Source organism: Pseudomonas segetis (genome assembly GCF_900188155.1).
Classification (GTDB): Bacteria; Pseudomonadota; Gammaproteobacteria; order Pseudomonadales; family Pseudomonadaceae; genus Aquipseudomonas; species Aquipseudomonas segetis.
Map to the genome: position 1 here is coordinate 874,218 of NZ_FZOG01000001.1, position 14,567 is coordinate 888,784.

The window sequence follows — 14,567 nt, forward strand, 5'->3', positions numbered from 1 at the left end:
CTTACTTCCTCGGGTCGAAGGCATCGCGAGCAGCCTCGCCAATAAACACCAGCAGGCTGAGCATGATTGCCAGCACCGCGAATGCGCTGATACCCAGCCAAGGCGCTTGCAGGTTGGACTTGCCCTGTGCGACCAGTTCGCCAAGCGAGGGTGCGCCAGGCGGCAGGCCGAAGCCGAGGAAGTCCAGTGCGGTCAAGGTGCCGATTGCGCCGGTGAGGATAAACGGCATGAAGGTCATGGTCGACACCATGGCATTGGGCAGGATGTGGCGGAACATGATTGCGCCGTTCTGCATGCCCAGTGCCCGCGCCGCACGCACGTATTCAAGGTTGCGCCCGCGCAGGAATTCGGCGCGCACCACGTCGACCAGGCTCATCCAGGAAAACAGCAGCATGATGCCCAGCAGCCACCAGAAGTTGGGTTGTACGAAGCTGGCCAGGATGATCAACAAATACAACACCGGCAGGCCCGACCAGACCTCGAGAAAGCGTTGGCCGAGCAGGTCGACCCAGCCGCCATAGAAACCCTGCAAGGCACCAGCGAACACACCGATGATCGAACTGAGAATGGTCAGGATCAAGGCGAACATCACTGAGATCCTGAAGCCATAGATCACCCGCGACAGCACATCGCGGCCCTGATCATCGGTGCCCAGCCAGTTGACCGAGGAGGGCGGCGCTGGGGCGGGAACCTGCAGGTCGTAGTTGATGCTCGAATAGCTGAACGGGATGATCGGCCAGATCATGGTGCCGTCTTTGGCCGCGATCAGCTCCTTGATGTAGGGGCTCTTGTAGTTGGCCTGTAGCGGGAACTCGCCGCCAAAGACGGTTTCCGGATAGCGTTTGAAGACTGGAAAGTACCACTGGCCGTCGTAGCGAACGGCCAGCGGCTTGTCGTTGGCGATCAGCTCGGCGCCAAGGGTCAGGGTAAAGAGCGCGAGGAAGATCCACAGCGACCACCAGCCGCGTTTGTGGGCCTTGAATCGTTCGAAGCGGCGCTTGTTGATTGGGGAGAGGGCCATATCAATTCTCCCTGCTTTCAAAGTCGATTCGCGGATCGACCAGGGTATAGGTGATATCACCGATCAATTTCACCACCAGTCCCAGTAACGTGAAGATAAACAGGGTGCCGAATACCACCGGGTAGTCACGGTTGATCGCGGCCTCGAAGCTCATCAGGCCCAAGCCGTCGAGCGAGAAAATCACTTCGATCAACAGCGAGCCGGTAAAGAAGATGCCGATGAAGGCCGCCGGGAATCCGGCGATGATCAAGAGCATTGCATTGCGAAACACATGGCCGTAGAGCACGCGTGTATTGGTCAGGCCCTTGGCGCGGGCGGTGACCACGTATTGCTTGTTGATTTCGTCGAGAAAGCTGTTCTTGGTCAGCAGCGTCAGGGTTGCGAAGTTGCCGATAACCAAGGCTGTGACGGGCAGTATCAGGTGCCAGAAGTAATCAAGGATCTTGCTGGTGGTGCTCAGGTCATCGAAATTGTTCGAGGTCAGCCCGCGCAGGGGAAACCAGTTGAGATAGCTGCCGCCGGCAAACACCACGATCAACAGAATCGCAAATAGAAACGCCGGGATCGCGTAGCCGATGATGATTGCCGAGCTGGTCCAGACGTCAAATGCGCTGCCGTGGCGGGTGGCTTTGGCAATGCCCATGGGGATCGAGATCAAATACATGATCAAGGTGCTCCAGAGTCCAAGCGAGATGGAGACGGGCATCTTTTCAATGATCAGGTCGAGGACCTTGGCGTCGCGGAAAAAGCTTTCACCGAAGTCGAAGTGGGCATAGTTCTTGATCATGATCCAGAAACGTTCTGGTGCCGATTTATCGAAGCCGTACATGTGCTCGATTTCAGCAATCAGTTCTGGATCAAGGCCTTGCGCGCCCCGGTAGTTGGAGCCTGCGACCGAGACCTCCGACCCTCCACCGGCAATCCGGCTGGTTGCACCTTCAAAGCCTTCAAGCTTGGCAATCATCTGTTCGACCGGGCCACCGGGAGCGGCCTGGATGATGATGAAGTTGATCAGCAAAATGCCAAACAGGGTGGGGATGATGAGCAAGAGGCGACGAATGATATACGCCAGCATGTTATTGCTCCGTGCCTTCAGCTTCAGGTGTGGCCGGCTGCGCGGCAGGTTCGGTGTCAGGCGCCGGGGCTGAGGATTCGCCAGGCTCATCCAATTGCTGTGCTTGGGCCTGTTTGGCAGCTTGCGCCTCCGGCGATGTTGGGCGCGCCCACCAGGTGTTGAGGCCAATGTCGTACATCGGCGTCACGTCAGGGTGTTGCAGGCTGTTCCAATAAGCCACGCGCCAGGTCTTGATGTGCCAGTTGGGCACCACGTAATAGCCCCAGAGCAATACGCGGTCGAGGGCGCGGGTGTGATTGATCAGGTCTTGTCGTGAGTCGGCACCAATCAGGCCTACCACCAGTTGATCGATGGCCGGGTCCTTGAGACCGATGAAGTTGCGGCTTCCTGGACGGTCTGCACTACTCGAATGCCAGTATTCACGCTGTTCGTTACCCGGCGAGTTGGACTGCGGAAAACCACCAACAATCATGTCGTAATCACGCGAGCGCAAGCGATTGATGTATTGCGAGACGTCGACACGACGAATCACCATTTCGATGCCCAGGTCGGCCAGGTTGCGCTTGTAAGGCAGCAGTATGCGTTCAAATTCGGCCTGGGCGAGCAAGAATTCGAAGCTGACGGGCTTGCCGGTGGCGTCGAGCATCTGGTCGCCTTCGACACGCCAGCCTGCCTCTTGCAGCAACTGGTAGGCGCGTCGCTGCTGTTCACGAATCATGCCTGTGGCCTTGGTCACTGGCAGGGTGAATTCGTCGGTAAATACCTTGGCCGGGATCTTATCGCGCAGTGGCTCAAGTATCTTCAGTTCGGCTTCATCCGGCAGGCCACGTGAGGCCAGTTCGGAATTGTCAAAATAACTCCGGGTGCGGGTGTAGGCGCCATTGAACAGCTGTTTGTTGGCCCACTCAAAGTCAAATAGCAGGCCAAATGCTTCACGCACGCGCGAGTCTTTGAACAGGTCGCGGCGAATATTGAAGATAAAGCCCTGCATGCCGGTGGGGTTGGAGTTTTTCAGTTCTTCCTTGATCAACTGACCGTTTGCAACGGCCGATACGTCATAGGCCGTCGCCCAGTTCTTGGCGCTGGTCTCCAGCCAGAAGTCGAACTGACCGGCTTTGAGTGCCTGCAAGGCAACGTCGTTGTCGCGGTAGTAGTCGATACGCATGGTGTCGAAATTGTAGAAACCACGATTGACTGCGAGGTCCTTGCCCCAGTAATCCTTGACTCGCTCATAGCGAATGCTGCGACCGGGTTTGACCTCGCTGATCCGATAGGGGCCGCTGCCCAGCGGGATTTCCAGATTGCTTTTGCTGAAGTCGCGTTCTGCCCACCAATGTTTTGGCAGTACTGGCAACTGGCCGACGATCAGCGGCAGTTCCCGATTACCCGCATGCTTGAACTTGAAACGCACTATCAGCGGGCCTTCGACCTCGACGCTTTCAACGTCGGCGTAATAGCCACGGTACATCGGCGAGCCTTTGCTTATCAGCGTGTCGAAGGTGAACTTGACGTCTTCTGCGGTGACCGGCGTGCCGTCATTGAAGCGGGCTTCGGGGCGCAGGTAGAAGCGCACCCAGCTGCTGTCCGGGGCTTTTTCGATCTTGCCGGCCAGCAAGCCATATTCGGTGAAGGGTTCATCCAGGGCATGGACGGTAAGGGTGTCATAGATCAGGCCCAAGTCATCGGCTGAAACCCCTTTGTTGATATAGGGATTGAGGCTGTCAAAGCCGCCGAAACCAGCTTGGCGCAGCGTGCCACCTTTGGGGGCGTCAGGGTTGGCATAGTCAAAATGAGTGAAGTCGGCCGGGTATTTCGGCGCTTCGTCATACAAGGTTACGGCATGTTGTGGGGCGGCCTGGGTCAAGCAGGACAGGCCGAGTAAAAATATGGCGCTGGTTTGAACTGCAAATGAGCGCAGCGAATGCGTCATTGTTTTTTCTCCGTGGGTTTCAGCCACCAGGTACGCAGCCCCAATGTGTAGGGCGGTGTGGGGACATGAGCAAAGCGATTGCGATAAGCCAGTCGATGATAATTGATGTACCAGTTGGGGATGCTGTAATAACCCCAGAGCAACACGCGATCCAGAGCACGGGTTGCTGCAACCTGCTCATTACGGGTTTGCGCCGAGAGCAGCTTTTCAACCATGGCATCCACTACCGGACTGTCAATACCAGCATAATTCTTGCCACCTTTGACCTTGCCCTGGCTGGAGTGGAAATACAGCGATTGCTCAAGCCCCGGGCTTAGTGTTTGCGGAAGTGTCAGGGAAATCATGTCAAAGTCGAATTGATCAAGGCGCTGCTTGTACTGGGCGCGGTCGACGCTGCGCAGGTTTGCCTGGATGCCGAGGATTGCCAGGTTCTTGGCAAAGGGCTGGTAGATGCGCTCAAGGCTTGGGTTAACCAGCAACAATTCAAATTCGAAGTGCTCACCCTTGCCATTGACCAGGCCATTCACCGAAGGCTTCCAGCCCGCATCGGCCAATAGACCCAAGGCGCGGCGCAAGGTTTCCCTTGGAATGCCATGACCATTGGTTTTGGGCATGACAAAGGGGTCGGTAAAGAGTTTTTCCGGCAGCTCACTGCGGTAGGGTGAAAGCAACAGCCACTCGGCGCCGCCCAACTTGCCGGTGGCAGAGAACTCGCTGTTTGGATAATAGCTGTGCGCACGGGTGTAGGAGTTGTTGAACAGCGTGCGATTGGTCCACTCGAAATCAAACATCAACCCCAGTGCCTCACGAACCCTGACATCGGCAAATAGGGGGCGTCGGGTGTTCATGAACAGCGCCTGGGTCTGGGTTGGAATCTTGTGGGGGATTTCTGCGCGGATAACATCACCACGTTGCACGGCCGGGAAGTTATAGCCATTGGCCCAGTTCTTGGCTTGTTGCTCGATGTAGAAATCAAACTCACCGGCTTTGAAGGCCTCGAATGCCACATTGCTATCGCGATAAAAATCGACACGCACCTTGTCGAAGTTGTATTTGCCGCGGTTTACGGCCAGGTCTTTGCCCCACCAGTTTTTCACGCGCTCAAATGTCAGGCTCCGGCCGGGGCTGACCTGGGTGATTTTGTAGGGGCCACTGCCCAATGGCGGTTCATAGGTGGTGGCGGTGAAGTCGCGATCCTTCCAGTAGTGCTGGGGCAGCACCGGTAGCTCGCCAAGACGCAATATCAACAGGGGATTACCCGCACGCTTGAACACAAAGCGGATGCGATGCCGGTTGAGGATATCAACGCGCTTCACTTCCTGCAGGTTGGTGCGGTATTGCGGATGGCCTTCCTTGAGCAGGGTGCGGTACGAGAAGGCAACGTCATAGGCGGTAATCGGCTTGCCATCGTGAAACCTGGCGTTTTTGCGCAGGTTGAACACCACCCAGCTGCGATCTTCACTGTATTCGACTGTTTCGGCGATCAAGCCATAGCTTGATGCTGGCTCATCCCCGGATGGGTCATAGGCGCCAGTACCGACCATCAGCGGCTCATTCATCTCCGTCACGCCGTACTGCAGGAAGTTTGCAGTCGAGATCGGGCTCGAGCCTTTGAAAGTATAGGGGTTGAGGGTATCGAAGGTGCCTGAGGCCATCATGTGCAGGGTGCCACGCTTGGGCGCATCAGGGTTTACCCAATCGAAATGGGTAAAGCTGGCTGAGTACTTGAGCGCACCGAATTGAGCATAGCCATGGCTCTTGATAATGGTTGCCCCGGCAGGGAAACACACTAAAAGGCTGAGCAGTAATGGGATGAGGCGACGTATCAAGTGATATATCCGATCCGTGGCGGCTATGGGCATCTTGCCCGGTACAGTAACAGCTTGTATCGACAGGAAAAAGACTAGGCGCTCGAGTGACTTGGCCGCATGCGCTGGATACAAAACAATCCAGCCCTTGAAGGCTTGCCAGCCAGGCCCGCAGTGGCGCTGCAGTCATGACGGCAGGTTTTGCCCAGGCGAAATCCGGCCTGTTGTATCTTGTCCATTGCGTTAGAGGCGACGGCCGGTTTGATCGTCACACCCAGTGGCTTATTATTTTGTTGAAGCCAAGCAGCATCAGCGCTTGGCTTGTGTGCTGAGTCCTAGCGCGGCAGGCGCAGGGTCAGGGTTTGCCCGGGGCGTAATGCGCTGCCTGTGCGCGGGTTCCAGGTCCTCAGGTGCTTTACCGGGACTTTGAAACGCTGGGCGATTACCGACAAGGAGTCGCCTTTGCGCACTTTGTAGTAGGTGACAGTGTCTTGCTTGCGGCTCGCTGCTGATTTAGTGCTCGAGGGGCTTGCCATGGCCAGGGTCTGGCCGATTTTCAGCTTGTTCCCGCTCAGCTTGTTCCAGCGCTTGACTTCAGAGACCGACACCTTGTTGGCCTTGGCGATGGACCACAGGTTGTCGCCTGGTTTTACCCGGTAACTGCGTGGTGTCGGGCGGGTGCTGGCAAGTTGCTGGTTAGCTTCACCTGCGCGCATTGGCAGGCTCAGGTTTTGGCCAACACGTAACCTGTTGCTGGTGAGCTTGTTCAGCTCGCGGATGCCACTGACGCTGGTGTGGTAGCGGTTGGCGATGCTGCTCAGGGTGTCGCCCCGGCGGACTTTGTATTCTTGCCAGCTGACCATGGCCTGCGGCTTCATGGTCGATAAGGTCGCGGTCAGTTGTTCGGCTTTTTCGACAGGCACCAGCAGTCTGGGCGGGCCGTCCATGGTGATGCGACGCTTGAAGGCCGGGTTGAGTTGGTACAGCTCATCTTCATCAAGATCCATCATTTGCGCGATCTTCGACAGATCCATGTTCTGTTTCAGGGCAACCTGTTCGAAGTAGGGCTGGTTGGCAACCGGGCTGAGACTGATGCCATAGGCCTTGGGTGTCATGATCACTTGCGACAGGGCCAGTAGCTTGGGCACATAGTTCTGCGTTTCAGTCGGCAGCGAGAGGTTCCAGTAGTCGGTTGGCAGGCCAAGTTTCTGGTTGCGCTCTATGGCTCTGCTGACCCTGCCTTCGCCCGCGTTGTAGGCGGCCAGGGCGAGCAGCCAGTCGCCGTTGAACATATCGTGCAGGCGCGTCAGGTAGTTCATCGCTGCATTGGTCGATGCCATGACATCACGGCGCCCGTCGTACCAGCTGGTCTGGCGAAGGTTGAAATGCCTGCCGGTGGCTGGCATGAATTGCCACAGGCCAACAGCATTTGCATGAGAAAGGGCGAGCGGGTTGTAGGCGCTTTCAATCATCGGTAGCAATGCCAGTTCAGTGGGCATATCGCGCTCTTCGAGCTGCTCGACGATGTAATGGATGTAAGGGTTGCTGCGCTCGCTGGCATTCTCGATGAACGAGGGGTTGCTGACAAACCAAAGGCGCTGTTGCTCGATGCGCGGGTTGATACCTATGATGTCTTGCAGCTGGTAACCATCGCGTACCCGTTCCCAAATATCAGTAGCGACATGCTTTTTGGGCTGGGTGTTGAGCCATACAGGTTCTGGTTTATGGCGTTGGACTGCCGCCATTTCGTTACTGGTTTGTGGCGTACTTTGACAGCCGGCCAGGGTCGCGCAGAACACCACCACGAGCGCTTGAGCGCTTTGTGCTAATGCCTTTGAATTCAAGGGTTTGCGTGGTGATAAAAGCATTAGCGGTGATGGTCTTCCAGATGCAAAGGTCGGGCGATTCTAGAAACCGTTTTTACGCTGGTCAAGTTTTGACCAGCGTTTTGTGGTTGTGTCGACTTTTTAGAAGTTGTCTTTCCAGGCGCGAAGTTCAGCAAATGCCTGCACGGCCGAGCGTTCACGGGGACCGTTCCGCTCGTCTAGTTTTTGCAGAATAGACCGTGACTGGGAGCGCAGAAAAGGGTTGGTCGCCAACTCCAAACTTAAGTTGGTAGGCAGGCTTATCTGGTCATTTTCGCGCCATTGCGTGACATCGCTGATGCGCTGGGCGATATCCTGGTTATCAGGTTCGGCTGCTTGGGCAAAACGCAAGTTGCTCAAGGTGTATTCGTGGGTGCAGTACACTGCCGTATTGGCAGGCAGCGCGGCCAGGCGGCTGAGCGAATCATGCATCTGTTCGGCCGTGCCTTCGAATAAACGGCCACAACCTGCTGCAAACAGGGTGTCGCCGCAAAACAGCAGGTCGAGCTCGCTTTGGTAATAGGCAATGTGCCCCAGCGTGTGGCCTGGAACCTCAATGATTTTGAAGGTTTGCCCCAATACTTGGACTTCATCACCTTCGCCCAATGCCAGGTCACGGGCCGGGATCTTTTCATTGGCGGGGCCGGTCACGCGGGCGCCAGTGGTTGCTTTCAACTGCTCGACACCGCCCACGTGGTCAAAGTGATGGTGGGTTATCAGGATATCCGTAAGTTTCCAGCCAGGGTTGCTGGCCAGCCAGTTCTCGACGGGGGCGGCGTCGCCTGGATCAACCACGGCACAGTGGCCTAGCTCGGGGTCTTGTAACAACCAGATATAGTTGTCAGAGAATGCAGGTAGGGCTTCGATGTTTATCATGGTCGTCAGTCGCCAAGGTTTAAACAAAAGCGCATCTTAGGCTTGACTCGCCCTAAGGGCTACGCAGGAATTGATTAATGTCAGATCAGCAACGCTCAGAAAAGCCGTTTGCCGACGCCGATGCACAGTGGCTGAGCTTGATCGCCAGTGCCCGACATTGGTTTGAGGGGCCTTATGGGCAGCTACTGCTTGAAAGTGAGCAGCCTGTGCTCGAAGAGGAACTCGCACGCTTCTTCGGCAGTTACATGCTGCACTATGGACCAACTGCAGGCGAGCTGCCCGAGGCCGCTCAAATTCAACATAGCGTGCGTGTCGGGCCACCATTTGCAGGGGTGGATATCGTTTGCGAAGAACAGGCCTGGCCCATGACCGAACACGCTGCCGATGTAGTGATGTTACAGCATGGCCTGGATTTCAGCCTGTCTCCACACGGATTGCTACGTGAGGCTGCGCACAGCGTCAGGCCGGGCGGGCATTTGTTGATCGTTGGCATCAACCCGGCCAGCAGTTGGGGCTTGCGTCATCTGTTGGTTCGCGACGTACTGCACCAGGCGCGCTGCATCTCCCCCAATCGGGTTTGTGATTGGCTGCACCTGCTGGGCTTTGCGCTGGAGAAACGTCGCTTCGGGTGTTATCGTCCGCCGCTTGCTTCCCGCGCCTGGCAGGGCCGGCTGGCGCCGTTGGAGTCCTGGGGGCGGTCTTGGCAAGCGCCTTGTGGTGGTTTCTATCTATTGGTGGCGCGCAAGCTGGTCGTGGGCTTGCGGCCATTGCGCCAATCCCAGCGTGAGCCCATGGGGGCGCTGGTGCCGATGCCGGTGGCCAAGGTTAGTCGCCGGGCTGCTGGCAAGCCCTAGCCAATATGCCTGATACCGGGCGGTTTGATTTACCTTATCGAGAGAAAAGCGCTGCATGTCAGAACAAGTTGAGATCTATACCGATGGCGCGTGCAAGGGAAATCCTGGTGTAGGTGGCTGGGGTGCCTTGCTGGTGTTTAAAGGTGTCGAGAAGGAGTTGTGGGGCGGCGAAGCCGAGACCACCAACAATCGCATGGAGCTGACAGCGGCAATCCGCGCCCTGGCTGAGCTAAAGCGCGAGTGCAATGTGCGTCTGGTAACCGACTCCCAATATGTCATGCAGGGTATCCAGGACTGGATGCCAAACTGGAAGAAGCGTGGCTGGAAAACCGCCGCCAAGCAGCCGGTGAAGAATGCCGACCTGTGGCAGCAGTTGGATGAGCAAGTAAATCGCCATCAAGTGACCTGGCAGTGGGTGCGCGGCCACACCGGCCATCCAGGCAACGAGCGGGCCGATCAACTGGCTAATCGCGGTGTCGATGAAGTCAGAAGCACCCAGTTCGGCTAACCTGCAGTCTTCCTCTATTCGTCGCGGCCCTGGTCTGGCCGCTCAATGGCCAGCGCCACGCCCTGGCCGCCGCCGATGCACAGTGTCGCCAAGCCTTTCTTGGCATCGCGCTTGATCATCTCATGCAGCAGGGTTACCAGGACACGGCAACCCGAGGCTCCAATCGGGTGGCCCAGGGCGATGGCACCGCCGTTGACATTGACCTTCTGGCTGTCCCAGTCCAGTTCCTTGCCTACTGCAAGCGCTTGAGCGGCGAAGGCTTCATTGGCTTCAATCAGATCCAGGTCCTCCAGTGTCCAGCCTGCTTTTGACAGGCAGCGTTTTGTCGCGCTCACCGGGGCGATGCCCATTATCGCCGGGTCGACACCAGCATTGGCATAGCTGGCGATCCTTGCCAATACTGGCAGTCCGAGCGCCTGGGCTTTGCTGGCGCTCATCAGCAGCACGGCGGCGGCGCCATCATTCAAGCTCGAAGCATTGCCGGCGGTGACAGTGCCGTCCTTTTTAAAGGCGGGCTTGAGCTTGCCGAGGCTTTCAGGGGTCGTGCCAGGGCGAGGCTGCTCGTCAGTGGCGAAGGTCACGGGATCGCCCTTGCGCGAGGGGATCAGGATTGGAGTGATTTCCTCGACAAAACGGCCGGCCTCAATGGCGGCAACGGCTTTTTGCTGGGAGCTGGCCGCGAAAGCATCTTGTTCTTCGCGGGAGATTGCATATTTGTCGACCAGGTTTTCGGCAGTGATACCCATGTGGTAGTCGTTGAACGCGTCCCACAGGCCATCTTGAATCACAGTGTCCACCAGTTTCGAATGCCCCATGCGCAGGCCGGTTCGTGCGCCTTGCATGACATAGGGTGCCAGGCTCATGTTCTCCATGCCGCCGGCGATAACCACCTCTGCATCCCCGCAGCGAATGGCTTGGGCGCCAAGATGCAGAGCCTTGAGACCCGAGCCGCATACCTTGTTCAGGGTCATGGCCGGGACGGCGTGGGGTAAGCCGGCAATGATCGATGCCTGGCGGGCCGGGTTCTGGCCACTGCCAGCAGTCAGTACCTGGCCGAGGATCACCTCATCAACCAGCGCGCCGTCAATCCGGGTCTGTTCCAACAGGCGGCGAATCACGGCTGCGCCCAGCTCCGGCGCTGGTACAGTTGCCAATGAACCCTGAAAACTGCCAATGGCTGTGCGCGTTGCGGCTACGATGACGACATCATTCATTTGAGGTTACCTCGTAAAGGATCCGTGCCTGGCAAGGCTGCGGCGAGTAGCAATGAATAAAAAAGCCTTGCCACCGACGGTGGAGATGGCAAGGCGAGGGAAGGGGAATTAGAAGGTCATTTCCGGGACATGATCGGGGATGATCAGGCGGCCAGCTGTTTTTTCGGCAATTTCCTCGACGCTGATTCCGGGCGCTCGTTCGCGCAGGATAAATGCACCGTTTTCGATCTCAAGGTAGGCCAGGTCGGTCAGCACTTTCTTGATGCAACCCGCGCCTGTGAGGGGCAGGGTGCAACGACTGAGCAGCTTGGATTCGCCGTCTTTGGAGGCGTGGGTCATGGTCACGATAATATTATCGGCCCCTGCAACCAGGTCCATGGCGCCGCCCATGCCTTTGATAAGCTTGCCGGGAATCATCCAGGAGGCAATGTTGCCTTCGACGTCCACCTCGAAAGCACCGAGCACGGTCAGGTCGACATGGCCGCCACGGATCATGGCGAAGGATTCGGCCGATGAAAAAATCGATGCGCCCTTGACTGCGGTAACAGTCTGTTTGCCGGCGTTGATCATATCGGCATCAACATGCTCATCTTTGGGGAATGCACCCATGCCGAGCAGGCCATTCTCCGATTGCAGCATCACCTGGATATCATCCGGTACATAGTTGGCTACCAGTGTTGGAATGCCAATGCCCAGGTTGACGTAGTAACCGTCCTTGAGCTCGCGGGCAACGCGCTGAGCCATTTGTTCGCGGGTAAGTGCCATGAGCGGCCTCTCCTTAATATGGGTGGCTCACGCCAGTACGGTGCGTTTTTCAATGCGCTTTTCGAAGTGCCCCTGGATGATGCGGTCGACGTAAATGCCGGGGGTATGGATCTGCGCCGGATCGAGCTCGCCGGGTTCGACGATTTCTTCAACCTCGACCACTGTGATGCGTCCTGCAGTCGCGGCCAGCGGGTTGAAGTTCTGCGCCGTGTGGCGATAGATGACATTGCCGAAATGATCGGCCTTCCAGCCTTTGACTATGGCGAAGTCACCGGTAATCGAAGGCTCCAGGATGTAGTGACGATCGCCGTATTGACGGACTTCCTTGCCTTCGGCCACGGGCGTGCCGTACCCGGTGGCGGTGAAGAACGCTGGAATCCCGGCCCCACCTGCGCGCAGCTTTTCCGCGAGAGTGCCTTGTGGCGTCAGTTCGACTTCCAGCTCGCCGTTGAGCAACTGTTGTTCAAAGAGCGCGTTTTCGCCGACGTAAGAGGCAATCATCTTGCGAATCTGCCGGTCTTCGAGCAATACACCCAGGCCAAATCCATCGACGCCGCAATTATTGGAAACCACGGTCAGGCCCTTGACCCCGAGCCGGCGGATCTGGCCAATCAGGTTTTCCGGGATGCCGCAAAGACCGAAGCCCCCGGCCAATACAGTCATGCCATCAGTGAGGCCGGCGAGTGCCTCCTCGTAGCTGTTCACGCGTTTATCGAGCCCTGCCATCTGCTTGCTCCTATGGATGTGGCATCGGTCCTGGACCGGAGATGGCTTCAGTGTCGTTTGCTGGGTATTATTTGTTAAGTTTGTTTTTTATTGGTATTGATAGGTTTTTCTGAATAATGACCATCAAGCAGCTTCGCGCCTTTCTGGCTGTTGCCCAGACCTTGTCCTTTGCCCAGGCCTGCCAGCATTTGCACCTGTCCCAGCCGGCCTTGAGCCTGGCGATCAAGACCCTTGAGGAGTCGCTTGGTGGTCCGTTACTGGTGCGCACGACCCGCAGCGTGGCGCTCACCCGTGAAGGTGAGGTGCTGTTGCCAATGGCGCGCAGGCTGGTCGCCGATTGGGATAATGCCGAGGAGCACCTGCGCCAACATTTCACCCTTCAGCTTGGTCGGGTGGCGATTGCCGCGCTGCCGTCATTTGCCGCAAGCCTGCTGCCCGTTGCGCTCAGGGCGTTTCGCGATGAGCATCCGAATATCAATGTCACAGTGCACGATGTGATCAATGAGCAGGTGGTTGAAATGGTGCGCAACCACCGTGTTGAGTTGGGTGTGGTGTTGGAGCCGGAATCTCTCGAGGGCTTGGCCTTTATCCCGCTGTATCTGGATCGCTTCATTGCTGTGGTGCCTGGCACCAGTCCGCTGGCCAGCTATCCAGAGCTGCAATGGAGTGATTTGCTTGGCGAGCCCTTTATCGCCCTGCAACGACCTTCTGCAGTGCGAAGCCTGTTGGAGAAGAGCGTAAGCGAATGCCATGGTCGCCTGCCTGTGGCATTCGAAAGTCACCAGCTTGTGACCGTTGGACGCATGGTTTCCCAAGGCCTGGGGGTCAGCGTGGTACCAGGGTTGTGCCGGGAGCAAATGCTGGCGCTTGGAGCATGCTGCGTGGCCTTGAGCCAACCACGGGTGGAGCAGCGGGTGGGTTTGGTTCATCTGGTCGGGAGTACTCTCTCGGCTGCGGCAAAGGCGCTGATCGAGAAACTGATTGAGACCACTAACAGGCGCTAGGATTGGTTCACCCATGTTAAGATTCAGCTTGTGTTTAGAGGCGGGTATGCAATGACGGTTAACAATCAAACGGCTGATAGAAAAGTAGTTCTCGATACGGAAACGACCGGTTTGCCGGTCACCGATGGCCATCGGATTATCGAGATCGGTTGTGTTGAGATGATCGGCCGGCGCCTAACGGGTCGTCATTTTCATGTGTACCTGCAGCCTGATCGCGAGATCGATGAAGGCGCCATCGCCGTCCACGGCATTACCAACGAGTTCCTCACCGACAAGCCGCACTTCAAAGACATCGCCGATGAGTTCTTTGACTTTATCAACGGCGCCCAGTTGATCATCCACAACGCGCCGTTCGACATTGGCTTCATCAATAATGAGTTTGTGCTGCAAGGGCGCCAGGATCGTTCCGACCTGACCGATCATTGCTCGGTGCTCGATACTCTGGTGATGGCCCGTGAGCGCCATCCGGGCCAGCGCAACAGCCTGGATGCATTGTGCAAGCGATACGATGTCGACAACTCGGGCCGTGATCTGCACGGCGCCTTGCTCGATGCCGAGATTCTGGCCGATGTCTATCTGGCGATGACCGGGGGGCAGACCAACCTTTCCTTGGCCGGTGATGGCTCCGAAGGCGATGGTACCGGTGGGCGTCAGCAACCTACGCCAATCAAGCGCTTGGCTGCTGATCGTCCCATGACCAGAATCATTGCCGCCAACGAAGTGGAGCTGGGCGAGCATGCGGCGCGTCTGGCAGCGATTGAAAAGTCGTCCGGAGCATTGCCATTGTGGCTGCAGATGGATCAGCCCAAGGTCGAGGCCGAGTCCTGAGAATTATTCGCGCGCGACCTTTTCGTACACTGTGAAGCAGTGGGGGGTTCCGCCAGCGTTGCGCAGGCTCTAACCTGAGGTGATAGGCAGGCC

General features: G+C 57.2%; 13 protein-coding genes. 4 read left to right on the plus strand and 9 right to left on the minus strand.

What is annotated here, in order from left to right:
* Position 1 precedes the first annotated feature (1 nt).
* From CHB79_RS04040 to gloB, 6 genes are all read right to left on the minus strand, one after another.
* On the minus strand, positions 2-1,021 hold the full coding sequence (locus CHB79_RS04040) for an ABC transporter permease (RefSeq protein ID WP_089358961.1): 1,020 nt from the start codon (positions 1,019-1,021) through the stop codon (positions 2-4).
* Position 1,022: 1 nt separating this feature from the next.
* Positions 1,023-2,096, minus strand: coding sequence for a microcin C ABC transporter permease YejB (locus CHB79_RS04045; RefSeq protein ID WP_089358962.1), 1,074 nt, complete (start codon positions 2,094-2,096; stop codon positions 1,023-1,025).
* A gap of 1 nt (position 2,097) precedes the next feature.
* Complete coding sequence (locus CHB79_RS04050; RefSeq protein WP_089358963.1) at positions 2,098-4,026, minus strand: extracellular solute-binding protein; 1,929 nt, start codon at positions 4,024-4,026, stop codon at positions 2,098-2,100.
* A complete protein-coding gene (locus tag CHB79_RS04055) occupies positions 4,023-5,852 on the minus strand; it encodes an extracellular solute-binding protein (protein WP_029529320.1) in 1,830 nt (609 codons plus the stop codon). Before CHB79_RS04055 ends, CHB79_RS04050 begins: the two co-directional genes overlap by 4 nt.
* Before the next feature lie 317 nt (positions 5,853-6,169).
* On the minus strand, positions 6,170-7,702 hold the full coding sequence (locus CHB79_RS04060) for a lytic transglycosylase domain-containing protein (RefSeq protein WP_010483434.1): 1,533 nt from the start codon (positions 7,700-7,702) through the stop codon (positions 6,170-6,172).
* Positions 7,703-7,801: 99 nt separating this feature from the next.
* Positions 7,802-8,575 (minus strand): hydroxyacylglutathione hydrolase, encoded by a 774-nt coding sequence (gloB, locus tag CHB79_RS04065; protein ID WP_089358964.1) that lies wholly within the window; start codon positions 8,573-8,575, stop codon positions 7,802-7,804.
* Positions 8,576-8,652: 77 nt separating this feature from the next.
* Here gloB and CHB79_RS04070 point away from each other — a divergent pair, with 77 nt between their 5' ends.
* Together CHB79_RS04070 and rnhA are read left to right on the plus strand one after the other, a co-directional pair.
* Positions 8,653-9,429, plus strand: a complete 777-nt coding sequence (locus tag CHB79_RS04070; RefSeq protein ID WP_089358965.1) for a class I SAM-dependent methyltransferase — start codon at positions 8,653-8,655, stop codon at positions 9,427-9,429.
* Positions 9,430-9,484: 55 nt separating this feature from the next.
* Positions 9,485-9,937 (plus strand): ribonuclease HI, encoded by a 453-nt coding sequence (gene rnhA / locus CHB79_RS04075; protein WP_010483440.1) that lies wholly within the window; start codon positions 9,485-9,487, stop codon positions 9,935-9,937.
* 14 nt (positions 9,938-9,951) lie between these two features.
* On the opposite strand, the gene CHB79_RS04080 is transcribed toward rnhA, so the two are convergent.
* The 3 genes from CHB79_RS04080 to CHB79_RS04090 form a co-directional block, all read right to left on the minus strand.
* The gene (locus tag CHB79_RS04080) at positions 9,952-11,151 is read right to left on the minus strand and encodes an acetyl-CoA C-acetyltransferase (RefSeq protein ID WP_089358966.1); all 1,200 of its coding nucleotides are present in this window, start codon (positions 11,149-11,151) and stop codon (positions 9,952-9,954) included.
* Between the two features lie 108 nt (positions 11,152-11,259).
* Positions 11,260-11,916, minus strand: coding sequence for a CoA transferase subunit B (locus CHB79_RS04085; RefSeq protein WP_010483444.1), 657 nt, complete (start codon positions 11,914-11,916; stop codon positions 11,260-11,262).
* Positions 11,917-11,943: 27 nt separating this feature from the next.
* Positions 11,944-12,642, minus strand: coding sequence for a CoA transferase subunit A (locus tag CHB79_RS04090; RefSeq protein ID WP_010483446.1), 699 nt, complete (start codon positions 12,640-12,642; stop codon positions 11,944-11,946).
* A 116-nt stretch (positions 12,643-12,758) separates the two neighbouring features.
* On the opposite strand from CHB79_RS04090, the gene CHB79_RS04095 reads away from it, so the two are divergent.
* A complete protein-coding gene (locus CHB79_RS04095) occupies positions 12,759-13,646 on the plus strand; it encodes a LysR family transcriptional regulator (RefSeq protein ID WP_010483447.1) in 888 nt (295 codons plus the stop codon).
* Between the two features lie 51 nt (positions 13,647-13,697).
* On the plus strand, positions 13,698-14,474 hold the full coding sequence (gene dnaQ, locus CHB79_RS04100) for a DNA polymerase III subunit epsilon (protein WP_089358967.1): 777 nt from the start codon (positions 13,698-13,700) through the stop codon (positions 14,472-14,474).
* The last annotated feature ends 93 nt before the right edge of the window (positions 14,475-14,567 follow it).